27 protein-coding genes are annotated in these 24,754 nt (G+C 47.0%); 18 read left to right on the top strand and 9 right to left on the bottom strand.

The window, feature by feature from the left end; genetic code table 11:
- Positions 1 to 3: 3 nt before the first annotated feature.
- From HPY28_RS13315 to HPY28_RS13300, 4 genes are all read right to left on the bottom strand, one after another.
- The gene (locus tag HPY28_RS13315; protein WP_174230726.1) at positions 4 to 3,261 is read right to left on the bottom strand and encodes a hypothetical protein; all 3,258 of its coding nucleotides are present in this window, start codon (positions 3,259 to 3,261) and stop codon (positions 4 to 6) included.
- 388 nt (positions 3,262 to 3,649) lie between these two features.
- Complete coding sequence (locus HPY28_RS13310) at positions 3,650 to 4,054, bottom strand: hypothetical protein (RefSeq protein ID WP_174230725.1); 405 nt, start codon at positions 4,052 to 4,054, stop codon at positions 3,650 to 3,652.
- A 168-nt stretch (positions 4,055 to 4,222) separates the two neighbouring features.
- Complete coding sequence (locus tag HPY28_RS13305; RefSeq protein ID WP_017249758.1) at positions 4,223 to 5,074, bottom strand: hypothetical protein; 852 nt, start codon at positions 5,072 to 5,074, stop codon at positions 4,223 to 4,225.
- 104 nt (positions 5,075 to 5,178) lie between these two features.
- On the bottom strand, positions 5,179 to 5,610 hold the full coding sequence (locus HPY28_RS13300; protein ID WP_174224941.1) for a hypothetical protein: 432 nt from the start codon (positions 5,608 to 5,610) through the stop codon (positions 5,179 to 5,181).
- 135 nt (positions 5,611 to 5,745) lie between these two features.
- Here HPY28_RS13300 and HPY28_RS13295 point away from each other — a divergent pair, with 135 nt between their 5' ends.
- The 14 genes from HPY28_RS13295 to HPY28_RS13230 all read left to right on the top strand — a co-directional run bounded on the left by HPY28_RS13295 (position 5,746) and on the right by HPY28_RS13230 (position 15,298).
- Positions 5,746 to 6,000, top strand: coding sequence for a hypothetical protein (locus HPY28_RS13295; protein WP_173622602.1), 255 nt, complete (start codon positions 5,746 to 5,748; stop codon positions 5,998 to 6,000).
- 95 nt (positions 6,001 to 6,095) lie between these two features.
- Positions 6,096 to 6,356, top strand: coding sequence for a hypothetical protein (locus tag HPY28_RS13290; RefSeq protein ID WP_017249761.1), 261 nt, complete (start codon positions 6,096 to 6,098; stop codon positions 6,354 to 6,356).
- Between the two features lie 91 nt (positions 6,357 to 6,447).
- Positions 6,448 to 6,615 (top strand): hypothetical protein, encoded by a 168-nt coding sequence (locus HPY28_RS13285; protein ID WP_017249762.1) that lies wholly within the window; start codon positions 6,448 to 6,450, stop codon positions 6,613 to 6,615.
- A gap of 1 nt (position 6,616) precedes the next feature.
- Positions 6,617 to 6,865: a hypothetical protein gene (locus tag HPY28_RS13280; RefSeq protein ID WP_017249763.1), complete on the top strand. Its 249-nt coding sequence runs from the start codon at positions 6,617 to 6,619 to the stop codon at positions 6,863 to 6,865.
- Positions 6,866 to 6,930: 65 nt separating this feature from the next.
- Entirely contained in the window at positions 6,931 to 7,485 is a 555-nt protein-coding gene (locus tag HPY28_RS13275; protein ID WP_017249764.1) for a sigma-70 family RNA polymerase sigma factor, read from the top strand.
- 37 nt (positions 7,486 to 7,522) lie between these two features.
- On the top strand, positions 7,523 to 7,942 hold the full coding sequence (locus HPY28_RS13270) for a hypothetical protein (protein ID WP_174230724.1): 420 nt from the start codon (positions 7,523 to 7,525) through the stop codon (positions 7,940 to 7,942).
- Positions 7,943 to 7,946: 4 nt separating this feature from the next.
- Positions 7,947 to 8,522, top strand: coding sequence for a dTMP kinase (locus HPY28_RS13265; protein ID WP_174224944.1), 576 nt, complete (start codon positions 7,947 to 7,949; stop codon positions 8,520 to 8,522).
- Complete coding sequence (locus HPY28_RS30470; protein ID WP_174230723.1) at positions 8,516 to 9,097, top strand: lytic transglycosylase domain-containing protein; 582 nt, start codon at positions 8,516 to 8,518, stop codon at positions 9,095 to 9,097. The genes HPY28_RS13265 and HPY28_RS30470 overlap by 7 nt, the downstream gene beginning before the upstream one ends.
- A gap of 22 nt (positions 9,098 to 9,119) precedes the next feature.
- Entirely contained in the window at positions 9,120 to 9,926 is an 807-nt protein-coding gene (locus HPY28_RS13255) for a sigma-70 family RNA polymerase sigma factor (RefSeq protein WP_017249768.1), read from the top strand.
- A gap of 75 nt (positions 9,927 to 10,001) precedes the next feature.
- The gene (locus HPY28_RS13250) at positions 10,002 to 10,976 is read left to right on the top strand and encodes an aldo/keto reductase (RefSeq protein ID WP_017249769.1); all 975 of its coding nucleotides are present in this window, start codon (positions 10,002 to 10,004) and stop codon (positions 10,974 to 10,976) included.
- Between the two features lie 135 nt (positions 10,977 to 11,111).
- Positions 11,112 to 12,611, top strand: a complete 1,500-nt coding sequence (locus HPY28_RS13245; protein ID WP_174230722.1) for a spore germination protein — start codon at positions 11,112 to 11,114, stop codon at positions 12,609 to 12,611.
- A 52-nt stretch (positions 12,612 to 12,663) separates the two neighbouring features.
- The gene (locus tag HPY28_RS13240) at positions 12,664 to 13,866 is read left to right on the top strand and encodes a Ger(x)C family spore germination protein (RefSeq protein WP_174230721.1); all 1,203 of its coding nucleotides are present in this window, start codon (positions 12,664 to 12,666) and stop codon (positions 13,864 to 13,866) included.
- 69 nt (positions 13,867 to 13,935) lie between these two features.
- Positions 13,936 to 14,169, top strand: coding sequence for a hypothetical protein (locus tag HPY28_RS13235; protein WP_017249772.1), 234 nt, complete (start codon positions 13,936 to 13,938; stop codon positions 14,167 to 14,169).
- Positions 14,170 to 14,206: 37 nt separating this feature from the next.
- Positions 14,207 to 15,298, top strand: coding sequence for a GerAB/ArcD/ProY family transporter (locus HPY28_RS13230; protein ID WP_174230720.1), 1,092 nt, complete (start codon positions 14,207 to 14,209; stop codon positions 15,296 to 15,298).
- A 46-nt stretch (positions 15,299 to 15,344) separates the two neighbouring features.
- Here HPY28_RS13230 and HPY28_RS13225 read toward each other — a convergent pair whose 3' ends face one another.
- On the bottom strand, positions 15,345 to 16,844 hold the full coding sequence (locus HPY28_RS13225; RefSeq protein ID WP_017249774.1) for an IMP dehydrogenase: 1,500 nt from the start codon (positions 16,842 to 16,844) through the stop codon (positions 15,345 to 15,347).
- Between the two features lie 117 nt (positions 16,845 to 16,961).
- Between HPY28_RS13225 and HPY28_RS13220 the strand changes: the two genes are divergently transcribed.
- The gene (locus tag HPY28_RS13220) at positions 16,962 to 17,756 is read left to right on the top strand and encodes a GNAT family N-acetyltransferase (protein WP_371813477.1); all 795 of its coding nucleotides are present in this window, start codon (positions 16,962 to 16,964) and stop codon (positions 17,754 to 17,756) included.
- A gap of 33 nt (positions 17,757 to 17,789) precedes the next feature.
- Here the strand turns inward: HPY28_RS13220 and HPY28_RS13215 are convergent, their stop codons facing one another.
- Positions 17,790 to 19,199, bottom strand: a complete 1,410-nt coding sequence (locus tag HPY28_RS13215; RefSeq protein ID WP_017249776.1) for a sensor histidine kinase — start codon at positions 19,197 to 19,199, stop codon at positions 17,790 to 17,792.
- Positions 19,196 to 19,897, bottom strand: coding sequence for a response regulator transcription factor (locus HPY28_RS13210; RefSeq protein WP_017249777.1), 702 nt, complete (start codon positions 19,895 to 19,897; stop codon positions 19,196 to 19,198). Before HPY28_RS13210 ends, HPY28_RS13215 begins: the two co-directional genes overlap by 4 nt.
- 176 nt (positions 19,898 to 20,073) lie before the next feature.
- On the opposite strand from HPY28_RS13210, the gene HPY28_RS13205 reads away from it, so the two are divergent.
- The 3 genes from HPY28_RS13205 (at position 20,074) to pcrB (ending at position 22,252) form a co-directional block, all read left to right on the top strand.
- Positions 20,074 to 21,129, top strand: a complete 1,056-nt coding sequence (locus HPY28_RS13205) for a DUF3048 domain-containing protein (RefSeq protein WP_026043183.1) — start codon at positions 20,074 to 20,076, stop codon at positions 21,127 to 21,129.
- A 119-nt stretch (positions 21,130 to 21,248) separates the two neighbouring features.
- Complete coding sequence (locus HPY28_RS13200; RefSeq protein ID WP_007717484.1) at positions 21,249 to 21,539, top strand: YerC/YecD family TrpR-related protein; 291 nt, start codon at positions 21,249 to 21,251, stop codon at positions 21,537 to 21,539.
- 17 nt (positions 21,540 to 21,556) lie between these two features.
- Positions 21,557 to 22,252: a heptaprenylglyceryl phosphate synthase gene (gene pcrB, locus HPY28_RS13195; RefSeq protein ID WP_017249779.1), complete on the top strand. Its 696-nt coding sequence runs from the start codon at positions 21,557 to 21,559 to the stop codon at positions 22,250 to 22,252.
- 51 nt (positions 22,253 to 22,303) lie between these two features.
- On the opposite strand, the gene HPY28_RS13190 is transcribed toward pcrB, so the two are convergent.
- The gene (locus HPY28_RS13190) at positions 22,304 to 24,004 is read right to left on the bottom strand and encodes a DUF4179 domain-containing protein (protein WP_174224950.1); all 1,701 of its coding nucleotides are present in this window, start codon (positions 24,002 to 24,004) and stop codon (positions 22,304 to 22,306) included.
- Positions 24,001 to 24,558, bottom strand: coding sequence for an RNA polymerase sigma factor (locus tag HPY28_RS13185; RefSeq protein ID WP_174224951.1), 558 nt, complete (start codon positions 24,556 to 24,558; stop codon positions 24,001 to 24,003). The genes HPY28_RS13190 and HPY28_RS13185 overlap by 4 nt, the downstream gene beginning before the upstream one ends.
- Between the last annotated feature and the right edge of the window lie 196 nt (positions 24,559 to 24,754).

The following is a 24,754-nucleotide window of genomic DNA, read 5'->3' as shown; positions in this document are numbered from 1 at the left end:
TCCTTACAATCTCGTGTAGCTCGTGGCGATGCCGGAGCGGACTTGTTGGCTTAATTCGGTGGAAAGGCTTGCTTGTGTACTGCGAACGGCTTCGCTGACGGTCGAGCCGATGCGCTGTAGGTCAGCTTCCGTTCCGCTCATTTTGTCGATCGTAATGTTCACATTACTGCCGCCGCCATAGGTAAAGTCGTAGGTGCTGTGTGTTCCATTGGCCGTTTGCATGCCCCAGTAGGTCAGTGGCTGCAAGCCGTCGGGCATGTTGAAGGTTCCTTTGGTGGGCTGCTTGGACATGTGCAGAGATACGAGATTGTCGTATTTGGCTTTTTCGAGGCCTTTTTTTAAGTTCTCGATGTCTTTCTTGAATGTCTCATTCATTTGGTTCCCGGACAAAAGGCGATCCAATTCAGAACTCGTCGCTTCGAAAGTCTCATTGATACTGCGTAAATATTCTTCATCAAGCTTCTTTACTACTTCAGAATTTGCGCTGTGGCCTGCCAAGATTGCTTTGTTTCTGTCGATCGAATATTGAAGTTCTTTACTTTCCAGCTCAGAGCTCAGCTTGTCCTTCACGGAATTAATTTTTGTGCCGGAGGTATGGTTGTTTTTATCGAGGCTATTTTGTGCGATAGAAGCCTTTATATCAGCGATTACTGAGTCTACTACGTCAGAGGCAGCTGTACCCTTAGGGATTTTAGCGAATACTTCTTCGAAAAAGGCTAAGTGTTCATTCCGTTTCGTATTAATACCACTGTAGTAATCATCATAAGCTTTCAGCATTTCTGGAGAATCATCGGATTTACCTTGATTTTTAAGAGTAGCCTGCGTTCTCTCTAATTCGGATCTTAACTTGCCTTCCTCTAGAGAGAGGCTTTCCAGGTGATGACCAACCACTTCTTTGCCAAGGTCGAGTGTTTTGACCTCTTCCCATGAAGTAATTGGAGTATTGTCCAGCTTGGAGCCGCTGTCATCGATATCTATAAGCATTGAGTTCTTGTCTTTTTCTTCTTTATTTTTGTACGCAGCTTTATATTTATCGAATTCGAGTTGAGATTCCTTGCTGTCTGGCTGGAAGGTTTTATTTAACTCTTCTTTGAGTTCTTTGCCATCATATTTGTAAGCAGCTTCGAAAGCGTTATAGTAATCGCCAAATGAAGGAGTAGTGCCACCCATTAAGTTGATCAAACCATCTGAAATACCTGTAATGGCGGTATCTACAAAAAAAAGATGCTTTAAACCAGGAGGCATTTTGTCAATATTCGTGATTTTGCCCACGAGGCCTTTTTGATTTTCCAACACTCTGCTTTGTTGCTGGGTATCGGACATAAACATAGGTTGCAGCCAATCTGTGTTTAAACCATCCAAAAATTCTGCCGCTGTCATGGCAACGCGTGCGAGAGCAAAACCTTTTAGCAATGTCCCGGCTTTTTTTAATCCTTTTCGCCATAGTGGTTCGCTTGGGCCTGGATTATTATTGGGAGGCGTTGGATCTCTGTCTGCGCTCCCTCTCGTTGGGATATCCGGCGTGGAGCTTGACTCATCCTTATCGTCCGCCGTATCGTCCGATTCTTTCTTGTCCTCCTTCTTTTTGAGCTTTTCCCGTATCTTCGTCTTGAGATCACCTGAGAACTCCTCAAAAAGGAGAGCAGCAGCAACAGGGGCGAGTTTGCTAGACGTGGAGGATGAACTGCTGGCGGCTGGAGCTGAGGAAGCAGCCTGAGGACCCGCTACGGTACTCGGAGGTTTGGGTACAGCCGTGGACAGTGCTTCTGTCAATTCCTTCAAGGCTTCCCGTGTTTTCTGGAGCTGTTTTTCCTGCTGTTTTAAGTCACTGGTCATGTTCTGGATTTGCTCATCAGTAGCAACGGACGTATCAGATAGAGCACGCAGTCTCTCGTCCAGCGAGGAGACGGAAGGAATCAAGGTGGTAATCGTGTTTTGCAATCCACCGAATGCGCGCTGGACCAAAAGGATTCGGCTGGTGAGCAAATGTGCCTGACGCTCTACATCGCGCATCTTCAGCCAGAGCAGATGCAACTGTTTCAGCAGCTTTTTCTCTTCTGCAATCAGTGCTTTTAACAATTTGTCATTGTACGGATACAGCTCTTGTACCCTTTTCTGTTCCAATCTGTTGCGAATCAATCGAGTGCGGCTAGCCTGATAGGAAGACAGATTTTGCAATTGCCAGGATTGGATCTCCAGTGCTTCTTGCGTAAAGGGTGAAGAGGATTGACCAAGCAGGGCGGTAACACGCTCTTGTCTTCGCTGCTCACTTCCTTCATGAAGATTGCGCTGAGCTTTGACGTAGGCAGCTTTTCCTCCGTATTGATCCGCAGCATTTTTCAACAGGCGCACAGCGAGCGATAATTGGCTCTGGCTTTCTCTCATGCGCTGAAGCAAGTGGACCAAAAGCGTGGGAAAGCTACCGGGCTGATTTTTAAAAAGATCGAATGCTTCAAGGGATGCTGCTTGCCAGATGGATTGCATCTGGGTTTGGGGAGCAAGAGGGTCATCTGGTAATAGAGCTGCTTTCTCCCGAATATCAGCTACAGTTACATGCGGGTCATTGGATTGGCGAGAAGACGTATAGTAAGCTCTGGTTACTTCTTCAAGGCTGACGGCATGTGTTAGCGCGATATCCCGCAGGTCTTGTTTGACTCCCGATCGCAAGTATTCGCGCAAACCAAGTGCTTCTTCTTCCACTTGTTTTTGATCCGTCGTTCGTCCAGAAACACGTGCCTGCGCCAAATCCATCATGTTTGTGTCTTTGAACAAAAAATTACGCTCTGCCTTCTTAATCATACGGTTCAAAGATTTCGCTGACTCCCAATTTTCGATATCCATCGAGGTGATCAGCGTGTGAAGGCCGTTACTCATCATGTTTCGTAACATATCTACGGCAGCTTCTTCCCATGCTTGTGAATGGCGGGTGCTTCTTGTGCCGTAGGACTTTTCCGTTCTTTTAACAGGAGCATCAGGAAAAGTAGCAAAGCGGAACGGAGAAATGACTTCTCCTGTACTTACGGATAGCCGGGAAGTAGGAGCAGCATGGGAAACGGGCTGAGACTCGTACTTACGAGAAAAGCTGAGCGGCTTCGACTCAATGTCGCGTATCATCTGGCGCAATTCATACAGTTGTTGATGCATTGCTTGAAAAAATGGGGTAGCTTGTTGGGCACGAAATGGAGATGCCGACTGCTCTACAGAACTCCGTGCAGCATTCGTTACAGAGCGGAGGGCATCGGTCAAGCGTTGAGTTTCCATGAATATCACCTTCCTCAAAAGAAAAATCCCGTTCTGGTCTTAGAATAGACAGAAACGGGTTATAGACCACCTAACACTTTGCCAAGTACGGCAATATCGTCTTCGGAAATTTCCTGATAGTCTTGCGAGCTAGATGCATGGGGAGAGCTGTCGACCGAATTCGTTCCCTTTCTTCTCAGGAAAGGAAAACCCATGCGTGTCTCTACCTCAAATTGAATGTATTTATTCACTCTCTTCATTAACTCTGCTACTTGGGGAAGGGTGTACTCCCAAATATCCCATTTTTTCAAACCACAGTCTTTATGGAGATGAAAAAATAGATCGCCCCAATCAAGTGGCTCACCAGATTCCATATCGCGAATCGCGGAACTGTCACCCTCGCCACTCTCTACTTTTTTAAGCCGTTTAGACCAATGAGAATGTTAATAAGCTTTTTGGCCGTCTCCAAATCACAATGTTCATCCAAGTACTCGCGAGTGACCATAGGGTAGCTGCGAAAGCCTAGAAGTAGGATATCGAATAAATCTTCTTCCTTGTTTTCATAGGGGAGAAAATTTAGGATAATCGCGTCGATATGGACGGTTCCCAGCTTTTTCATCAGGATGCGGGCGTCTTTTAAGGTCACAGGCGGAATCCGGTAGGTTTTGCCGTCACGCAGCATGATTTCACTATCATCTTCAAAGAAAATAGCTTCTACCAGATCAGCCTCCTGCTGTTTTTTGATACGCTCTACAGCTTCCAGGTTCATCATCTCTGCGTGTTTTTTTTCCAGATCTTCTTGGTGGTTTAGCATGGAAAAATCCCTCCTTGTACTATCCGAGAAATCATCAGTAAAATTTATCCACTTGCTGAATGTGATTTCGTTCGCTATGATTCGTTGTAAGTTATTCCCTTTTTAAAAGAGCAAGGCAAGAGCGAAGAGCATGATGCTCTCCACTCAGCCTGCTTAACCTCGAAAGATTTACACTTTTTTGTTAGATACGAAGCGTTTCACACTGCCTAGCTTGCCATCTGCTCGCTCTGGATCGATAACGGACAAGGAAATAGCGGAAGTGCTGGCTGTGGAGCGTGCCGCATCGATCGAGAAGCTGCCTTTTGCCATGCAGGAGAACAGCTCTGTTTCAATACCTGCATAGGTTCCGTCCTTTTGCAGGAAAGAGCCGTGATGGACGACATGAACAGGGAATGGCACTTCATCCATCAAAATATCGACTACATCTACGATTTCTGTTCGCTGATAGTTGAAGACCACATCTTCATTGAGCAGGGCAGGCGAGAAGATGAGACGAGCTTTATCTTCACTGCCATCTTTGAAAGTATCCACCATGAATTCGTCAGCTTTTGGAGCAGCAGACGTGCTCAAGCTAACTTGTTTCAAAAGACGATTGCTATTTTTCAGACGAACAGCAAATCCGCCGCCGTTGAAGAGGGTACCGCCAAAGTCAACTTCACAAACACCAGCGTCGCCAGTGGATGCAGATCGATCCAGGCTGCCAGCTTTGATTGCTTTCTGCTCACCCAGCACATACACATAGTCGCTCTTTTGCTCTTGCAGCTTGGAGCCCATCATGAGCTCAAGTGCGGCCAGATCAAATTTGGCATCCGTTGCGGTAATCTCAATGCTTTTCGATTTAACGAGAGTATCAATGGCGAAGAGTCCATCGCCGCCGAAGATATCCTCCATTTCAACATTCATGTCAATTTTCAAGTCCTGCATATTACCAAGCGTAATGACTTCGACGCCATTTCCATCCTTGGAAGCGCGTTTGGCAAGAAATTGACCGACACCTTTGATAATCATTTTTTTAGACAATGAAAGTCACTCCTTCAAGATAGGGGATTTGGGTGCTGTTGCTGAATCGTGTGGAAAGGGAACCTCGATCAGCTTGTCATAGGATAGACGGGGTTTTGAAATGTCTAACAAACTTGCAAAGTAAACTTCGTGATCAGTGTGAAGCAGTACGCAGAGGAATGACCCATATCCGTTTCCTGCTGGGAAACGACATACGTGTCCAAACCTTCTATTCCATTCATCGATAAGCTTTTGCCGTCTAAGAGATGGAAAAGATGGTTCGCGATTTGATGCGCCAGCTCGATATCACCAGGAGTGATCACATCGAATCGGAAGAAGCTGGTGAGAAGGAGGGGATTAACGGTGTCGCGCTTTCCGGAAGTTGCGTAGAAGGAAAGGAGAGGCTTCGCAACATCAGATAGCACGGCGAGCTTTCTTCGCTTGATAATCTGCTTGGATAGGGAGGCCTTGTCGTCTGGAGCAATGCCGAGTAATGCGAGCACCTGACTATCCGTAGACAGTAATTCATAGAGATGATGATAGAGGTCGACAACCACGAATGATTCACCCCCTTTTGCTGAGAATTTTTGGAACAAAATGTGCTCCTTCTACGTTCATAGGTTAGACAGATGGGGAAGATGTCTCCCTTGAAATACATATTCGATCGTAAATAAAGCCAGGAGGTCATAACATTGCGAAGTGATAGGATACAAATCATCATTCAACAGACTAAGGAAAAAGTTTCTACGAAAGCGATCGAAGATCATGAAGCCGTTGTTGGGATTATGGCGATGGCCAAGAACTACACACTGAATGAAGAAAGTGTGCGTACAATCATTTACGAGGTTTTTGATGGAGATAAGGAACGAATGGCAAAGGCATTGACAGTAGCCAGCCATTTGATTGATGAAAGTTTGATTCAAAAAATAATCTCAGATGTAAAGTAAGCTCGTAAAAAAGCGGGCTTTTTCTTTTTGTAGAGAGAAAACTCATTCGAAACTGTCTATTCTATCTCAAACGAGAAAGAAGTGAGGGGATAAGAATGAGAGATTCCAAAAAAGCTGTATTGTATGTCGTGATTATTTCTGCATTAGCTGAATTTCTGCTAGGAGAGGATATCGATCGCGAAGGCTGGGAGGAGCTTAGTGACGCGTTTGGCATGGTGGGAATGGATCTGAACGAGGTTTTCACAGAAAACGATTCCTTGCTGTTTGGATTTCAAAAAGTTTGTCAGGAATTTGGAAAGATGAATATAACAGAGGAAATGATAGAGGAATTATATGTAGAGGACCAGCTGGAATAAACGGCTGGTTTTTTTTATTTTCAAAATCCGCTTAATTCACCTCAAATCGCTTCGTATAGATTCGACAAGAGGCAAAAGGAGGGGAGAAACCATGTTATATCAGATTAGTTTTTCGGCAGATGGAGAGCAGGTGCAGGTCATGAAATATACGTCGACCCAAGACACCCCGATAGCCGTTTTGGAAGAGTTCTTTCGCGAGCATGTTCAAGTGAACCCAGAGTCCTTAAAAGGAATCGGGATCGTCAGGATCGGTGGGTAGCATGGCCTGTCACGGATGTGATTATGAAAAAGTCTGCCAGAAGAAAATGACAGTCAATGACATCGTGATGTCAGCAAAGGAACAAGATGTCGTGCCGATGACTTGTCGTTGTGTGGTTCATGACATTTGCCGCGATTGCCAATGGTACATCAAGCGTCAGTGCGCCTCATGGAAGATTTTGAATGGAAAAGTATTCACGGCTGGTACCTTGCAAACTTGTCCGAAAAAAATTTTGAAAACTGGTTGCTAAAACCCTCCTCAAATTACCTAGTGTGATAGAGCCACTGTGAATAGGAGCATGAGGAGGGGAGAAGTATGAAAGATCAACTTCACCAAATGGACGAGTTATTTTTCGAAGGGAAAGTCGATGATTTTTTGCAGAAGGCAAAAGAAAACTGTGAAGCCAAGCTGACCGGGATGACGTTTGCTGGAATGACCCATGATGATGTCGTTCAGGAGGTTCTCTTAAAGGTGTATCGCACGATGAAGGATTACGACCAGGAAAAAGCCAGAGTGACTACCTTTGTCGATCATGTGATTACCAATAAAATTCGTGACTGCTTGCGGAAAGCCGGCACGCAAAAAAACCTGACAAACAGTAATGCAGTTCTTGTCTCTGGTGGAGATGAGAATGAAGAGGAAACGATGATCAGCCGTATTGCTGCTCCGAGTGAGGAGTTTCGATATGAGGAAGTAGAGATGATGATCGACATCATGGAGTATATGAAGCTGTCCACGCGAGACAAGCTGATTCTCCAAATGAGAAGTGAAGGCTACTACCATGAGGAAATTGGTCAGAAATTCAACATCAGCAAGGAAAGAGTGTGTCAAATCATCAAGGCGATTTTGAAGCAGTACGGTGAGCTGTAGACATACACAAATAATCGATGAAAAGGAATGATCCAGCATGGCAGTTTTGTTGAAAAAGATGAATGAGGAATTGACCGAGGAGCTCTCCCACCAGGTCATTGGAAAATATGTACACGTTCCGACCAATATGCATACAACACCTACAGCCGAGGGTGGAGAAGAAGAGGTCAATATTTGGTTCGGCGGTTGCGTAGCGGGCATTGAAAAAGCAGTCATTGCCTTCGATTACGAAAAGCAGGAGTTTCGTGAGGAGCCATTGACCTACACAAACTTTTTACTGACCGACGGTATGGGATACACGGTGAACCTACTCCAATCCGAGATATATGAGATTACAAAGGAAGAATTCGAGCAAATGCTAGCAGACTATCTGGCTACTCAGGCTGCTGAGCTTGAAGCAGAGAAAAAGCTTCGTGAAGCAGCAGAGGAAATCTCGACAAATGAGGAGACGATCTAGTGCCATGAGACAGCCCATGATTGTCGCTTTCGAAGGAATTGACGCCAATGAGAAGGAAGCCCAAGCGGCGTTGCTAGAAGAAAATTTGAGAGGCCTCGGATATAAAGTGAAAAGAGTAACGTTTCCGCGTTTAGATACCCCAATCGGAGCGGTCATTGGCATGTGGCTTCGCTGCGAAATTGAACTGGATGAGAAAGCGGTAGGAAAGCTATTTGAAGCGGATTTTCTGGACTATCAACGAGAGATGGCGCGGATTTCGAAGGAGAACGTCGACTTCATCATCATTGATCATTACGAACTGTCCAATTATTACTACTTCTATATGAAGGATACTCCTCTTTCCTGGTATGCCACGATGAGTGATTTGACGAAGCGGCCCGATGCAACCTTTTTTCTGCGAACGGAAGTAGATGCGAATAATGCCATGTTGCTAAAGGTGCAGGAAGCCTATCTTTCCCTTGCCCATGCTTCGCGCCGATCGGTACATACACTGGATACGGCAATCGGGGTGGAAAGTATGCAGAAAAACATTCTGCAAGCAGTCCATCAGCTACATCTGAAAAAGCGAGTTACGTGCTAACAAAGCTAATCGGCATTGTTGCCGCAGTGTTCATTCCCGCAAATGTTGTAGGGCCAGCCGTGGAAAAGGGGCTGTTGGAAATTCATTCTGTGGTGAAAATGGCCAGGGACACAGATAGGCAGTTGCGTACAAAAAGGGAGCTTGCAAACGTAATCACACAGGTTGCACCGAGACTGGATATTGCTACAGTCGAGCTTTATACAGAAACAATTTTTGTATTATCCAAGCAATACGAAATAGATCCGGTTTTGATCATGGCGATGATCTGGCAGGAAAGCCGTTTTCAGCACGACGCGATCTCTGGCAAGGGCGCTAGAGGACTATTACAAATCATGCCGCGTACAGGAAGCGGGCTGGGAGTTCATCCTGATGACTTGTTTGATCCCGTGACCAATCTACAAACAGGTATCAAGTATTTGGATCTCTTGCAAAAGAAATATGGAAACCTTCGTTTAAGCATCATCGCCTATAACCAAGGCGAGGGAAATGTCGACCGAAATCGTTATCACGATGGCTACTATACAAAAGTCATGACCCATTACCAAAAAATGAACGGCTTATTAAGAGAATCATGAAGATAGGCTGGGAGGAGGTATTATGAGTGAGCATGCCATGTTCGTAAAACAAAGAGTTGGCAAGGATAAAGAACAATACTCCTTGTATAACATGGAGAATATTCGCCGCTGCAAGGAAGACAGTGAGTATCTGGGTGAAGTGATACTCGCAAATGAAGATCTCATTTGGCATTCTGTGCACAAATATATCGGAAAGCCAGAGACATTAGTGAAGCAATATTGCTTGGAAAAAGCGGATATCTTGCAATTGGGGAGAATGGGAATCATCAAGGCCATCAAAGCATTTGATATAGCAAGAGGCGTGAAGTTTTCGTCCTTTGCCGTCATCACAATTGTGAGGGAGATCAACTGCTTTTTTCGAGATAGCGGACATATTGTACGGCCGACTAGAACGGCAACAACGATTCTCCAACAGATAAGTAAAATAGAAGCAGACCTGGGATATCTCCCTACAATGGAAGAACTGTCCGAACTGTTGGGGGAATCTGTGGAACAGATCAAAAAAGCGCTGGATGTCGGGAGACCTGTGAAGTATTTACAGGAGCCACACCTGAAGGCATCCGCTTCGGGCAATGAAGCTGCCACCGCTATGGATGTCTTGAAGGACGAAGGACGAGACGTGGAAGAATATGTGTTGGACAAGCTATATGTTGCTGCAATGCTTGCGCAACTGCAAAATCAAATCTCATCAAAAGAATGGCAAGTCCTGCAATTAAGGATGGCAGGCTATAATCAGACACAAACAGCAGATTTTTTAAAGGTATCCCAAATGTGTGTATCAAGAACCATGAAAAAAATTCAGAATATTTCGAAAAATAAACTTTCCTAATCTTATTTTTCAATCCCCACCCAAATAGGAGATAATGGAAGAGCACTCCTATTATGAAAAGAGGTCGATCACAATATGAAATACTACCGACTCGGTGGCAGTGGATTGAAGGTATCAGCATTGGGATTAGGCACGAACTCATTTGGAGGGCGTGCGGATGAGCAAACGTCTGTAAACATCATTCATACCGCAATCGAAAGCGGGATTACTTTTATTGATACGGCAAATATTTACACGCAAACAGAATCGGAGCGAATCATCGGGCTGGCGCTAGAAGGAAAGCGGCACGAGGTCGTTTTGGCGACGAAGGCTGGTCTGGTAAAAGGCGAAGGACCGAATCAGAGAGGCTCATCGCGTTACCACCTGATGCTGGAGCTGGAGAACAGCTTGAAGCGTTTACGCACCGATTATGTGGACTTATATCAAATTCATACGTTTGATCCAGAGACGCCTTTGGAAGAAACACTCCGCGCACTAGATGACATGGTTCGATCTGGGAAAGTGCGTTACATCGGGGCTTCTAACTATGCGGCTTGGGAATTGATGAAGGCAATTGGCATCAGTCAGCGGGAAGGGCTGAATCGTTACGTATCGACGCAGGTCAGCTACTCGCTGGCAGATCGGACACCGGAGCGTGAACTCGTACCGCTTTGTCTTGACCAGGGGGTGGGGATCATTCCGTACTTCCCGCTTGCTGGCGGCATTTTAACAGGCAAATATACCTCCGCAGAACAGGCCCCAGCTGGTTCGCGGGCGGACAAGGAGCCGCGATTCGTGCGGTTGCTGAGTGAAGACAAGCTGGAGTTTGGACGCAAAATCAGTCAGGTAGCGGCGGAGGTTGGTGTATCCTCCAGTGTGCTGTCCTTAGCTTGGCTCATGCACAAGCCGGCTGTCTCTTCGGTGATCGTGGGCGCGACCCGTGTAGAACAGCTAACGGATAATTTGCAAAGTGCAGCTTTGACGCTGGATGCAGCGACCTTGGCAGAGCTGGATCGATTGAGTGACACGTACCGAAACGGGGAACCATTTGCCGTATATCGTTTGCCGTAACAATGATGACAGTTGTCGAATAATATGACCAGTCCCGAAGCCTCCTAGAATAGGGGGCTTTTTTGTGTTCAGCATAGACCCCAGAGCCATGAGGGATAGTAAACATATCCCGAACTGGAAAAAGAGTGATTTGAAATGATCCATACAGAAAAACAAGCTGCGCCCTTCCTTTACTCGTTGGACGAAAATCTGGAAAAGGTGAAGCGAGAGCTCGGCAACAGCACGGATCTTGTGACGCGCCAAGTGCGTTTGGAGGCTGTCGATCAGATGCAGGTGGGGATTTTATACACCGAGGGTCTGGTCGACAAAAATATGATTAGCGGCTTCATGGAGTCTCTCATGCTTCATGCCAGGAAAGAGGACTTCCCCGTAGAAGCCAATCCGTTGATGCTGATGAAGGACTTCTTGCTCACGATCGGTGGAGTGGAAGAGGTCTATGACTTTGACCATTTGTATGATGCGATATTGACGGGGGATACCGTTATTTTGGTAGATGGGTATTCGTATGGCTTTATTGCAAATACGAAGCAGTGGGAAGATCGTGGTGTTCAGGAGACTTCCGTACAAACGGTGGTTCGGGGTTCCAGAGAAGCGTTTTCGGAAAACCTCCGGACCAATACGGCTTTGGTGCGCCGGCGGATCAATAATCGCAATCTTTGGTTGGAGACCATGCAGATTGGGGACATGACACAGACCAAAGTCGCCATGATGTATATAAAAAGAGTCGTGCAGGAAAGCGTAGTGACAGAAGTCCGAGAACGCTTGGGGCAAATCACGATCGACGGTATTTTGGAGAGCGGAAACATCGAAGAAATGATTCAGGATCATACCTTTACGCCGTTTCCGACCATTTACAATACAGAGCGCCCCGACTCGGTGGCAGCCGGGCTGTTGGAAGGGCGCGTCGCCATTCTGGTGGACGGTACGCCTATTGTTTTGTTGGTACCAGCTGTCTTTGTCCAATTCTTTCAGTCCTCCGAGGACTACTACATGCGTGCGGATTTTGGGATTCTGCGTATTTTGCGCCTTATCTCTTTCTTTATCGCTTTGCTCGCGCCATCCCTGTATGTCGCCGTTACGACCTTCCATCAGGAAATGCTACAGACGAATCTGATCATGAGCATTGCAGCCCAACGTGAAGGCGTGCCCTTCCCAGCAGCAATTGAGGCGCTGTTGATGGAGTTTACCTTTGAAATGCTGCGAGAGGCGGGGGTACGAATGCCGAGGGCGGTGGGGTCAGCTATTTCCATCGTGGGAGCACTCGTGTTGGGGGAAGCTGCCGTGCAGGCAGGGCTTGTTTCACCCGCTACCGTCATCGTCGTTTCCATTACAGCGATCACCAGCTTTGTCTTCCCTTCCTTTTCTATGTCCATTCCGATCCGGATGTTGCGGTTCGGGGTGATCGCACTCGCCGCCAGCTTTGGTCTGATCGGCGTATTTGTGGGGATGATTGCTTTGTGCATTCACCTGTGCACCCTGCGTTCGTTTGGTGTCCCCTATATGGCTCCGCTTGCACCAGTGAATCTATCCGATCAAAAGGATACGCTGATTCGGCTGCCAATCTGGATGATGCATACGCGTCCCCATTTTTTGCGCCAGAAAAACAGCGTCAGAGAACGAAAAAGTAAAATATAGCGCAAGTATCGTGCCGATGTGATGATAAATCGATAGCCGAGGTGGAGAAGGCATGAATCGAAAAGGAGTGTTCCTCCTGGCCCTGGCTCTTCTCGTTTTATTGACAGGCTGCTGGAACCGCAGGGAATTAAATGATTTGGCAATCGTCATGGGAACGGGTATCGACAAGATTGATGGAGAGTATGTGATATCCGCCCAAATCGTCAATCCGGGAGGGGTAGCGTCAAAGGAGAGTGGGGGGATGAGCCAATCAGCTGTTGCGACTTACAGCATGCGGGCATCGAGCATTTTTGAGGGAATCCGGAAAATGACAACGGTAACGCCGAGAAGGCTGTACTTTTCCCATATCCAGGTGCTGGTTTTGGGGGAGCAGATAGCAAAAGAAGGGACAAAGGAAGTGCTGGATTTGTTATTTCGCGATCATGAGGTCCGGCCCGATTTTTATGTCATTCTGGCCAAGGACGCGACAGCACTACAAATTCTTAGCATGATCGACCCCCTGGAAAAAATCCCGGCGACGAAGCTCTATAAAAGCTTGGAAACGGCAGAGCGTGCTTGGGGATCAATTGTCTCCATTCAATTGGATGAATTTATTGCGGATTTGCTACGGGAAGGGATCGAGCCAGTGTTGGTAGGCGTTAATCTGAAAGGGAAGGTACATACGGGGACTTCTAGTGGTACTTCCCAAAAAGAAAGCCAGTCAACGCTGCTAAGGTATCACGAAATCGGTGTCTTCAAAGAAGACAAGCTACTGGGGTGGTTTAACGAAGAGGAAAGCATCGGATTCAGCTACATCACGGACAGAGTGGACAGTACAGTAGAAGAAATTCCTTGTACCAAAAACAATAAAATTGTCATTGAGATCATCCGAAACAAAACAACTGTGAAAGGCAAGGTGGAAAAAGGAAAACCACAAGTAGAGGTGAGCATTTCCGCAGAAGGCAATGTGGGCGAGGTGGCGTGCCGTATCGATTTGTCCGATTCCAAAACCATATACAAATTGGAAGCTGACGTAGAAAAGCAGATCAGAAACAAAATCGTAAGCGCCATCCATAAAGCACAAAAGCAATACCGATCAGATGTTTTTGGATTTGGGCAGTCGATCTACCAAAATGACCCCAAAGGGTGGGAAAAGGTGAAAGAGGATTGGGATTCTCAATTCTCCAACCTGAAAGTGAAAATCAAAACAGACGTGAAGCTCAGGCGGACAGGAAAAGTGGGCAATTCGTTTATTCCTTTCATGAAAAAGGAGTAGAGCATAACTTTTTCCATCCATGGAAATGGTAAAAGTAATCCTGCAAAAAAAGTAGGTGCACTGCACAGCATGTGGACCATCATGTTGATTTTGCTGATCAGCCTATTCATTGCCCTCTTTGAAGTGCCTTATCTGAGAAAGAACGCGATGAAAAGGGAAATGCTGGTTTTTTTCATATTGCTAGTAGTTGCGACGGGGCTTGGCATAGCGGAATCGCTTGAGGCGAATATTCCGAACCCGTTGGACTGGATCACATTTGTCTATAAACCATTCAGCGACTTCATTTTGGGAACTGTGGAATGAAGCAGTAGCCAGTAGCGAGGCGGGGGAGCGAGAGGAATTGTTAGACAACGGCCATATTAGCGCAAGGCAATTCATGATACTCGTGGCGCTTTTTGGGATTGGTGATGCGATTTTGTACGTACCATCCCTTACTGCTACCGCTGCCAAACAAGATGCCTGGATCTCCGCCCTCATCGGGTGGGGGGAAGGCTTTCTTTTAACCTATCTGTATGTTTCGCTGAGTATGCGGTATCCGAACAAGTCGATCTTTCAGTACAGCGCGGAAATATTGGGGAAGTGGCTGGGGAAAGCGGTGGCTGTGTTGTTCATCAGCTATTTTTTCATCGACGCTTCGCTCATGCTGATGGAGATTGGCGATTTTGTCACGACGCAGATTATGCAGGAGACCCCCATTGAAATTATTCTTGTCCTTTTTCTGGTGATCATCGTCATGGGGGTCCGCAGTGGAGCAGAAGCCTTATCTCGAGTGAGTGAGCTGTTGTTTCCGTATTTTCTGTTGCTTTTTTTTATCTTGATCGCATTTATTTCCCCCCAGATCAAAATAGAAAATGTGAAGCCTGTGCTTGCGCATGGATTTGCTCCTGTTTTCGGGGGGAACTTCAGGTACGTGGGTTATTTGCTGGAAACGGTCATTCTGATCGTGATGTTTCCCTTGGTCAAACGGCCAGCGCGTGCGGCCAAAGCTTATATCTTGGGCATCCTTTTTGCGAATTTCTTCCTGACGATGATTACCGCAGTGGCTATCTTGGTCTTGGGTGCCGATATTACCGTACTGCTCGCTTACCCAAGCTACACACTTGCGCAAAAAATCAGTATCGGCAATTTTTTTGAGCGAATCGAAGTGTTGATGGCCGTCATCTGGTTTATTACGCTCTTTGTCAAAATTACGATTTGCTATTATGCGACGAACATTGGAATCGCATATACACTGGGGCTGCGGGATTACCGCCATTTGACACTTCCGCTGGGGATGATCATGATCGTAGTGGCATTGACGACGATGCCTAACCGCCCGTATTTTGACTCTTTCGTTTCGGACATTTGGATGCCTTATTCCTTGACGTACGGTTTGTTCTTGCCCGTTCTCTTACTGAGTGTGGGGGCCCTAAGAAAAAAACCAGTCTGCTAGCATTGTGAGCCGCAGACTGTTTTTTTGTGATTACGCGTCGATTGTATTACTCAGCAGCCATGCTGCTTTCTTTCAAGATAACGTCATGTGCGCCGCCTTCTACCAAGCTAGTAGCAGAGATGACGGTGATTCGCGCTTTTTGCTGAAGCTCTGAGATGGAGAGCGACCCGCAATTGCACATGGTCGATTTGATTTTGCTCAAGGTACGGTCTATGTTTTCGCGCAGGGTGCCCGCGTATGGAACATAGGAGTCTACGCCTTCCTCAAAGACGAGACTGCTTTTGCCGCCAGTGTCATAGCGTTGCCAGTTGCGAGCGCGGTTGGAGCCTTCTCCCCAGTATTCTTTCACGAAGTTGTTGCCGATCTTCACTTTTTTGGTCGGGCTTTCGTCGAAGCGAGCGAAGTAACGTCCCAGCATGACAAAGTCTGCACCCATAGCCAAAGCCAGTGTCACGTGGTAGTCATGTACGATTCCGCCGTCGGAGCAGAGCGGAACGTAAATGCCTGTTTCCTTGAAGTACTCGTCGCGAGCTGCTGCCACTTCAATGAGGGAGGAGGCTTGACCGCGTCCGATTCCTTTTTGTTCGCGGGTAATGCAGATGGAGCCGCCGCCAATTCCTACTTTTATGAAATCTGCGCCCGATTCCACGAGGTAGCGGAAGCCTTCCTTATCGACGACGTTACCTGCACCGATCGGAACATTGAAGTTTTCTTTTACATATTGAACCGTCTCGCGCTGCCATTCGCTGAAGCCGTCGGAAGAGTCGATGACCAGAATATCAACGCCTGCTTCCACCAATGCAGGGACGCGCTCCTTGTAGTCCTTTGTATTGATACCGGCACCTACGATATAGCTCTTGTTCGCGTCCAAGAGGGACAGCGGATTGTTTTTGCGGGAATCGTAGTCCTTGCGGAAAACGAGGAAGTCGAGGTTTTGATTTTCGTCTACGATTGGCAAGCAGTTGAGCTTGTGCTCCCAGATCAGGTCGTTGGCTTCGGAGAGCGAGATGCCAGATTTGCCATAGATCAGCTTCGAGAATGGTGTCATGATGTCGCTGACGAGCTTGTCCTGAGAGTCGCGGCTGATGCGATAATCGCGACCCGTTACGATTCCGAGCAGCTTGCCTTTTGCCGTACCATCTTCCGTGATGGCAACGGTGGAGTGGCCTGACGCCTCTTTCAATTCCAAAATGTCTTTCAGCGTATGGCTTGGTGTCAGGTTGGAGCGGCTCACGACGAAACCAGCCTTGTAGCCTTTTGCTTTGCGAACCATGGTTGCCTGGCTCTCGATAGACTGGGAGCCAAAAATAAACGAAATACCGCCACATCTAGCCAATGCGACCGCCATATGATGGTCGGAAACTGCTTGCATGACTGCGGATGAGAACGGTATGTTTAGTGAGATGGCAGGCTTTTCACCTTTTTTATACTTGGTAATCGGAGTGGATAAGTCCACATTGTTCGGATTGCATTCTTTTGTGGTGAGATTTGGCAACAACAAAAACTCATTAAACGTCCGAGATGGTTCTGTGTAATAATAAGCCACGATTCTCTCCTCCTAGGTGATGTTGGTTTCCATTTTTTGAACTGCCTCTTTAATAGAGAAATTTTTACCATGTTAACCGCGAAGTACGACAACGTCAATAGGGAATCGGTAGAAGGAGTGATTTCTTTGCTAAAATTGCGAACAGGTCATGAACAACGCCAGCTTTTGGAACAAATTTCGTTAGAAGATTCGTATATTTTATACGGGAATATGTACTTGCGAACGGATCGGAGCGTCGTCGTAACGGACAGCGTCCAAGGAGAAGTAACCGCCATCGGGTCTTACTTAAAAGGGATGCCGTTTCACGCATTTTCTCTCCATGTGGTCGAGGGGGAGGAAAATTACGAGGTGGAACCGATGCTCTCCTATATGAAAGAAGTGCTAGATGGAAGCCTGCCAGATGGACAAAAGGGCGTGATTGCACTCGCAGAGCCTTGTCTGACGCGCGTACAGATTCCGAATATACTCGCCACACGTACCATGCGGTTGATGAAACTAGCAGATCCAGAACGGCTTTTACCTGTGGGAGAATCACGAATACTGGAGTTATCTGAAGCACAGATCGTGGAGAATATGGCGGCAGAGCTCGGGATGATTAGTTTTCGGGCGGAGGAAGTAGCAGAAATGCCACACATCGCGCTCTTTTCGGAAGGAGGAGAGCCAATGGCCGTAGCCGGCTTTCATGTCTATGACGAAGCCTACGTCGAAATCGGGAACATTGGCACATCTGTCCATCATCGGCAAAAGGGGTTGGGTACGCAAATCAGTTCAGATATTTCCCGGATTGGCTTGGAGAAGTCTGATCATGTTTATTTGGTTGTCTTTGCAGATAATCCCCCGGCGATACACGTGTATGAGAAGCTCGGTTTTATCACGGTATCTTCCTACGCTTTTATTGAATTTCTCCTTTAGAATAGAAAAAGAGAGGACAAGTGTCCCCTCCTATCAGTTCAATCGGCCTTTAAATTCAACGGGTACGATCATCGTAAAGCAAGGTCCATCTGGATCGTTGCGGGCATCGATCGTCCCTTTATGTGCTTCCAAGACGGCACGGGCAATCGCGAGTCCAAGCCCATGCTTGCCCGACTTTCCTTTGCGGAAACGCTGGAACAAATTCGGCAGCAGCGCCTCCTCAATGGGTGGCCCATCATTGGAAATCGCGACGACGACGCTTTTTCCCGCGTGTCTCCCTGTGATGGTAAGTCGGCTTTTGGCGTAGCGCAGTTGATTTTCCATGATATTCACGAAAGCAGTGCTCAATTGCTCGCCGTCTCCCTCCACGATCAAGTCGGCTGCCAGATTTAACTCCCACTCGATTTGCGGGTTGAGCACGGAAAGACGCTGCTTCAACAGGTGCATCATCTCTGACAGGTCGACGCGGTCGACTTGCATCATTTGAGAGACAGACTCGATCTTCGTGATATACAAGAGCTGTCCGACGACCTTTTCGAGGCGCTTGCTCTCCTCCATGATGATGGCAAGCCCTTTTTCAGCCTGTGGGCCCTGAAAGACGCCTTCGATGAGGCCTTGCGTGTATCCTTGAATCGCCATGATTGGTGTTTTGAGCTCATGGGAAATATTTTGGACAAAATGTTGCTGAGACTCGTCGTATTCCTTCAGTTGGTTTTTCATCATATCGAAAGAGCGGGCGAGCTGTCCGATCTCATCTCCGCGATCCATCGTAAGCGGGATATCGAACTGACGACGAGCGATTTTTTTACACAGCTCTTCAAGTGTGCGCAGCGGTCTGCTCAAATACCCGCTAAACCACACGGCCAACAACCAGCTTACGAGCAGCAGCAGACCAAATATGAACAAAAACTGACGTGTCAAAATCGAGTTGATCTGGTTGAGCTCCTGTTCCTTGGAGAACAGCACCATGTAGTAGGGGAAGCCGTGGTAATCCATTTTTTTGCTGACGAACAAATAGCTCTCGGCTCCTCGGTCCAGCGAACCATGCTGGAGCTTGTTGCTTGGATACGAGGCGGCTTGTCGGAACAACTCCTTGGCATCCTCGTAGGGAATGCGGCCATTGCTTCGGCTGCCCAGCTCTCGTCCGTTCTCAGCATAGACGATCATATCAAATGAGTACTCATAACGTTGGAGCAAGAGCTGTAAAAAGTAAGGGGCCGCAGCCGGAACAGGCAGCAGCTCATTATGCTCGTTGAAGGAGATATGTTGTGATAATGTGTAAAACTCTTCTTCCAAGAGCGTGTAAGTGTTGGATACCAGATACTGTTTGACAGCCAGTGGATACCCGATGCCAAGGCCAACCCCGAGGACGCTTGTCAGGATCATGAACAAAATGAGGATTTGCCTGGAAATCGGCAGGTTTTTCAGTCGGAATTTGCTCATATACGTGTCATTCGGTAGCCGAAGCCATAGACCGTCTCCAATGGAAACTTGGGCATTTTTTTGCGGATGCGCTTCACCAAGTCATCGACAGCCCTGTCTGAGCCGATGTAGTCTTCCCCCCAGATGGAGGTCAGAATCTGCTCGCGATTCAAGGCCAAGCCTTGATTGTGCAAAAGGTAGACGATGAGCTCGAATTCTTTTGTGGTTAAATCAATGAGTTCGTCGCCTTCTTTTACTTGTCTGCCTTTTTCTGAGATCATATAAGGATCAACCGTTACCCAATCTTGGAAAGTTTGGGTAGAGGAAGCAGTGGCACCAGGCTTTTCATAGGTGCGTTGTAGCAGCTTTTTCGCACGGATGACCAGTTCGCGTGGTAGAAAAGGCTTCGCCAAGTAGTCATCGCTGCCTAGTTCCAGTCCGATGATTTTATCGACATCTTGATCGCGAGCGGAGATGAAGATGATCGGGACATTTGATTTTTCACGAATGAGACGCAAGAGCTCATAGCCGTCGATGTCGGGCATCATGATGTCCAATATCCACAAATGTGGTTGTGTATCTTCATCAAGTAACGGCAAGACGTCCTTGCCACTAGAAAACGCTTTCACCTGCAATCCGGCACTTTGCAAATACGATTGCAGCAACTCCAACAGGTTTGTTTCATCGTCCACCAGATAGACGAGGTAGGGGGTATTCATAGATTGTGGCCTCGCTTTGCATCTGTTTTTCATTATTGTAGCATAGCCAAAAACAAGATGTGTGGCACGGGCGTATGAGAATCGTGGAAAACGTGTGGAAGCAGGATTCCCCTGTATCCTTCTGGAAAAAGAAACAGGGAAAAAAAGACAACGAGAGATGGAAAGGAGCGATTCATATGAAACGAACAGTCAAATCGTCTCTCATGGTACTAGCCTTCATGCTCTTAACAACGGCCTGCGCTCAAAAGCCGGTGGACACCCAACCTAGTCCGCAGATACCCGATCCGATTGTGCAAACGCCACCGGAAACGAATCAGCCCGTCGAGTATGCGTATAAGGCACCAATGACAGGACTTGGCAGTCACGAAAACCTGGGGAGCAAACGTCCGATCATGGTAATGATCAACAACGCGCCGCCCGCCCGTCCACAAACAGGCGTCAACAAAGCGGATATGATTTATGAGGTATTGTCAGAAGGGGAAATGACCCGCTTTCTTGCGATATTCCAAAGCCAAAAACCAGAAGTAATTGGACCTGTCCGCAGTATCCGTCCTTATTTTATCCAGATTGGGAACGGCTTTGATGCGGTCCTCGTGCACGCAGGAGGCAGTCCGGATGCGCTGGAAACCTTGGCGAGAAAAGACTACAGCCATCTGGATGAAATTCCGAACGGTCAATACTTTTGGCGAGAAAAATTCCGGAAAATGCCACATAACCTGTACACCAAGCCAGAGCTCTTGGAAAAAGCGATGCAGGATAAAGGGATGCGTCAAACGGCAGAGGTGCCTCACTTCACTTTCCTGAAGGAGGACGCTGAGATCAAGGAAGGCGAGCCTGCAACACAGGTAGATCTGACCTTCCACTCATTGAATAAAGCTGCTTTTACCTATGATGCCGAGCAAAAGAAATACATGCGCTTTACGGCAGGCAAGCCGCATTTGGACTTGAGCGACAAGAAACAGTTGTCCACGAGCAATCTGTTGGTCATCTCCGCCAAACACCGCGTGCTGGATAAAGAAGGGCGTCTATCGGTCGATGTAATCGGGCCGGGGGACGGTTATTTATTCCAGCAAGGAAAAGCACGCAAGGTCAAATGGAAGCGCAGCAATGGTGTCATCCGTGCCTATGAGGACGCGGCTTTGACGCAAGAGGCACCGCTTTTGCCAGGAAATACATGGGTGGCGATATTGTCGACCTCACCGGGTCTGTCGAAGTCGCTCAAGTTCCAGTAAGGATTAGGGCTTGCGGATGAAGGCGGTTTCTTCTAAGATAATTGTTAAAGCTTTAGTGCTTAAAAATTGTACAGTGAGAAACCGTTCGAAAGACGGACTATATAACAGAGGTGACAGACATGCAATTGGAAAAATTAAAAGGAAAAGGGCTCGAACAGTTGTTTGAAGCTGTTCTTTCCCTGGAAACGATGGAAGAGTGCTATCAATTTTTTGACGATTTGTGCACGGTGAACGAAATGCAGTCGCTCGCACAGCGCCTGGAAGTAGCGAGAATGCTCCGCAAAGGCTTTACTTACAATCAGATTGAAGCAGAGACCGGCGCAAGTACGGCGACTATTTCCCGTGTCAAACGCTGTTTGAACTATGGAAATGACGGATACCAGATGGCGCTTGAGCGGATCGGAAAATAGCTAGGAGGCAGGCAACGTTGATTGACTATCGTGGCTGGCGCCATACATTTAAACTAGACCCGGATAAAACAATCGATGACGAGGCCTTGGAGGCGATTTGCGAGTCCGGAACAGATGCGATCATTGTAGGCGGCACGTACGGTGTGACCTATGACAATACGCTCGAATTGATGTCGCGATTGCGACGTTACGCAGTACCGGCTGTCCTGGAGATTTCCTCGCTGGATGCAGTTGTGCCGGGATTTGATTCGTACTTGATCCCGCTCGTACTGAACGCTGGCGATCCAGACTGGATTTTTGCTCCGCATGTATCGGGGCTTCAAGCGTTTGGCGCTTATATTCATTGGGATGAGATCATTACAGAAGGATATATTATCGCCAATCCAGATGCGGGCGTAGCACATCTGACGAAAGCACGTCCGATTGCGGATGCCTCGCAGGCCAAAGCGTACGCACAGGTAGCGACGAACATATGTCGTTTGCCGATTGTCTATATGGAGTACAGCGGTACATACGGCGATCCGGCAATCGTGAAGGCTACCAAAGCAGGCGCGGGCGAAGCCCACCTCTTTTATGGTGGCGGGATTCGCAACCCGGAGCAAGCGGCAGAGATGGCTGCGATTGCAGATACGGTTGTCGTAGGGAATGTTATCTATGACGATCTAGCTGCTGCATTAGCTACTGTGAAGGCCGTTAAGAGAACAAGCAACTAAAAAACCACCTCCCCAACTTATGATTGGGCGAGGTGGTTTTTCATGTCTGCTTTAGTTTTTCAAGGGAAGGGTTGCGCTCCAGTCGACATCTTTGTTTTCTTTCAATTGTTCTTTAATGACAATCGTCAGTTCTTTCGGGATCACTTTCAGATCTTTCACCAAATCGAGTGGACCGCTCAAGACAATATTGCCTTTTGCATCTCTTGTTAGTGAGCCTTTGAAATAGCCAGTGTATTTATTGCCATTTTCATCTACTGCTGCAAATTTATCTACGTCCGCAACACCTGGTGCCAAGGTTGCATCCAGTTGCATCGTTGCACTCATTCTCTTCTCGTTCCTAATCGTTTCTTCTTTTACAGTAAAATTCGAGAAGGTGAACACGTTTCCATCATGCTCTGTCGTGACAGACTTGTTTTTCAGAGTATCAATGGACAGCTTTTGCTCAAAGTCTGCGGAAGTTGTTTGATAGGTCGCTGCGACTCTAAAGGTCAGGTCTTTATCTGTTGGCAAGGAGTGAAATGTGAGAAAGTTAACGATTTTGCCTGTAGGTGTGTCATCGACAATACGGACATCGTAGTTTCTGGCTACATTTTTGTAATATGGCTGTGGGTACCTCTCCTTGTTCCCTCTGTCCATTTCGCTCCATTTCGCAAGCACCACTCCCGTATCATCCACAATTTCATAGGTAAGATTCTGAGAGGTATCCTCTGCCAAGGTGCTCTCGATGACGAGTTCCATCTGGCCTGGTGTCACCATGACTTGTTTGAGATCAATCAATTCGCCATTTGGAGCGGTGTATTGTTTATGGATGGGAACAATTTTTGTGTCTTTTTTCGCTTTGGAAATGTCAACTGGAAAGGTAACCTTCCATTTTCCGTCAAGGTCTTCGACGTCCTTGATCACAAGTTCGATGTTCAATTCATCTGGAATCTCGCTCGTATCACTAAAAAAGGTTTGGATGGGACGGCTGAGCATAATGAGCTCGCTCTGTCCTTTTACTGAGATCAAATCATTATGCCCGTTTTGAAATTCCTGATCGTAATTTGTATACGTCTTGCCATCCTTATCTGTTATTTTCAATTCATAGGTTGGAACATCGTCCTGCAAAACACGAGAGAACAGATCCTCAATTGGTTTTCCATTCTGATCCTTGATGGTAAAAAGAATTCGGACATCCCTTGAGTCCGCCATGACTTCTTTTACTTCAAGGGTCATTCCATTATCGACAGCTTTCAGATCAACTTTTTGGTTATAGCCTTCTTGAAGGCCACGTTGGATGAGGAGGTTTGTGGAGGCTAGTGTTTCAAAAAGGCTGCTCTCTTGCGTCTGCTTCAGCTGAGGTTTGATGGTAGATGCATACAAACCATGTACATAAGTTGCAAAAGAAGGGGAGGTAAGTGTTCCAAAATAGACGACTGCTGCTATTCCTGCTACGGCGATCGTTGCTTTTTTCACGATATCCAGACTCCTTTTTTTCCAATTGATTTTTTTTTGTGATTTTTGTCTCTCTGATCGTTTCAGAACGTGTATAGGGTAAGGGGGAAGGTTCGCCATGATGCTATGAATGACAACTTCGGACGGCTCGTCTGTCGCCAGTGAGTCTTCCGGATCTTCCAGCTCATCCAGCTCCTGCTTCAACTTACGCTGGCAATGACGGCACTCTTCCAAATGGGCGGACATGTCCTTGGCTTCTTCTGGCTCCAGAAGGTCGTATAGATACAAAGCAATTTGTCCTTTATCTAAGCATTTCATAGATGAAAGTCCCCCCCTTGCCCTGCATGCCCGATTGCTTCCCTGAGCTTGTCTTTCCCACGAGACAGGCGCGTCCGCACAGTACTCGACGGAATGGACAGTCGATGGCTGATTTCCTCACAACTCAATGATTCGAAGTAGCGCATTTCGAGGACGATCCGATACTTTTCTTCGACGGACATCATCCTTTGACGCAACAGGCGCTGACCCTCCTTATTCAGTAAGGCAACCTCCGGCGTATGGCTATCCACTGGTTCTATCTCTTCGCTTGCGGTGAGCCGCTGCTTTCGCTTGCGTTTGCGCAGCTCGTCCAGACAGTGGTTGGCTGCTATCCGGTATAACCATGCAGAAAAATCGTAGTTTGTTTTATATTCTGGTAAATGGTAATACGTCTTGATGAAAATTTCCTGCACGATATCTTGTGCATCCGGTGTATGTCCCAGCATTTTACGAAGAATGGAACTTACTTTTCCGTGGTATCTGGAAATGATCTCGGAGTAGGAGTCTTTGTTTCCTTTCAAGACCCGCCCGATGATCACTTGATCTTCCTCCATTTGTGCTCCCCCTAAGCAAAAAAGGCTCGCTGCGCAGCTTCTCCTTTTTTGATCAAACAAAAATGACTTTGGTTACATTTCCCTATTACATCCTATTACTACGAATCCCCAAATAAAAGTGTCCCAAAATCAGGGGTATTTTCCAAAAAGAATGAAAAACATTTCCCTGAAAGAAGGAATTTTGAGAATATTCATA

It is taken from the genome of Brevibacillus sp. HB1.2 (assembly GCF_013332495.1).
In the GTDB taxonomy this organism is placed as follows: domain Bacteria; phylum Bacillota; class Bacilli; order Brevibacillales; family Brevibacillaceae; genus Brevibacillus; species Brevibacillus porteri.
The sequence above is the reverse complement of the archived record's forward strand: the minus strand, read 5'-3'. Positions and strand labels throughout refer to the sequence as shown.

Excerpts from the sequence above, each read along its gene's own strand:
- HPY28_RS13315 (WP_174230726.1), bottom strand. The coding sequence starts at position 3,261 with ATGGAAACTCAACGCTTGACCGATGCCCTCCGCTCTGTAACGAATGCT.
- HPY28_RS13310 (WP_174230725.1), bottom strand. The coding sequence starts at position 4,054 with ATGCTAAACCACCAAGAAGATCTGGAAAAAAAACACGCAGAGATGATG.
- HPY28_RS13290 (WP_017249761.1), top strand. The coding sequence starts at position 6,096 with ATGAGAGATTCCAAAAAAGCTGTATTGTATGTCGTGATTATTTCTGCA.
- HPY28_RS13285 (WP_017249762.1), top strand. The coding sequence starts at position 6,448 with ATGTTATATCAGATTAGTTTTTCGGCAGATGGAGAGCAGGTGCAGGTC.
- HPY28_RS13280 (WP_017249763.1), top strand. The coding sequence starts at position 6,617 with ATGGCCTGTCACGGATGTGATTATGAAAAAGTCTGCCAGAAGAAAATG.
- HPY28_RS13275 (WP_017249764.1), top strand. The coding sequence starts at position 6,931 with ATGAAAGATCAACTTCACCAAATGGACGAGTTATTTTTCGAAGGGAAA.
- HPY28_RS13270 (WP_174230724.1), top strand. The coding sequence starts at position 7,523 with ATGGCAGTTTTGTTGAAAAAGATGAATGAGGAATTGACCGAGGAGCTC.
- HPY28_RS13265 (WP_174224944.1), top strand. The coding sequence starts at position 7,947 with ATGAGACAGCCCATGATTGTCGCTTTCGAAGGAATTGACGCCAATGAG.
- HPY28_RS13255 (WP_017249768.1), top strand. The coding sequence starts at position 9,120 with ATGAGTGAGCATGCCATGTTCGTAAAACAAAGAGTTGGCAAGGATAAA.
- HPY28_RS13250 (WP_017249769.1), top strand. The coding sequence starts at position 10,002 with ATGAAATACTACCGACTCGGTGGCAGTGGATTGAAGGTATCAGCATTG.
- HPY28_RS13245 (WP_174230722.1), top strand. The coding sequence starts at position 11,112 with ATGATCCATACAGAAAAACAAGCTGCGCCCTTCCTTTACTCGTTGGAC.
- HPY28_RS13240 (WP_174230721.1), top strand. The coding sequence starts at position 12,664 with ATGAATCGAAAAGGAGTGTTCCTCCTGGCCCTGGCTCTTCTCGTTTTA.
- HPY28_RS13235 (WP_017249772.1), top strand. The coding sequence starts at position 13,936 with ATGTGGACCATCATGTTGATTTTGCTGATCAGCCTATTCATTGCCCTC.
- HPY28_RS13215 (WP_017249776.1), bottom strand. The coding sequence starts at position 19,199 with ATGAGCAAATTCCGACTGAAAAACCTGCCGATTTCCAGGCAAATCCTC.
- HPY28_RS13210 (WP_017249777.1), bottom strand. The coding sequence starts at position 19,897 with ATGAATACCCCCTACCTCGTCTATCTGGTGGACGATGAAACAAACCTG.
- HPY28_RS13205 (WP_026043183.1), top strand. The coding sequence starts at position 20,074 with ATGAAACGAACAGTCAAATCGTCTCTCATGGTACTAGCCTTCATGCTC.
- HPY28_RS13200 (WP_007717484.1), top strand. The coding sequence starts at position 21,249 with ATGCAATTGGAAAAATTAAAAGGAAAAGGGCTCGAACAGTTGTTTGAA.
- HPY28_RS13190 (WP_174224950.1), bottom strand. The coding sequence starts at position 24,004 with ATGAAATGCTTAGATAAAGGACAAATTGCTTTGTATCTATACGACCTT.
- HPY28_RS13185 (WP_174224951.1), bottom strand. The coding sequence starts at position 24,558 with ATGGAGGAAGATCAAGTGATCATCGGGCGGGTCTTGAAAGGAAACAAA.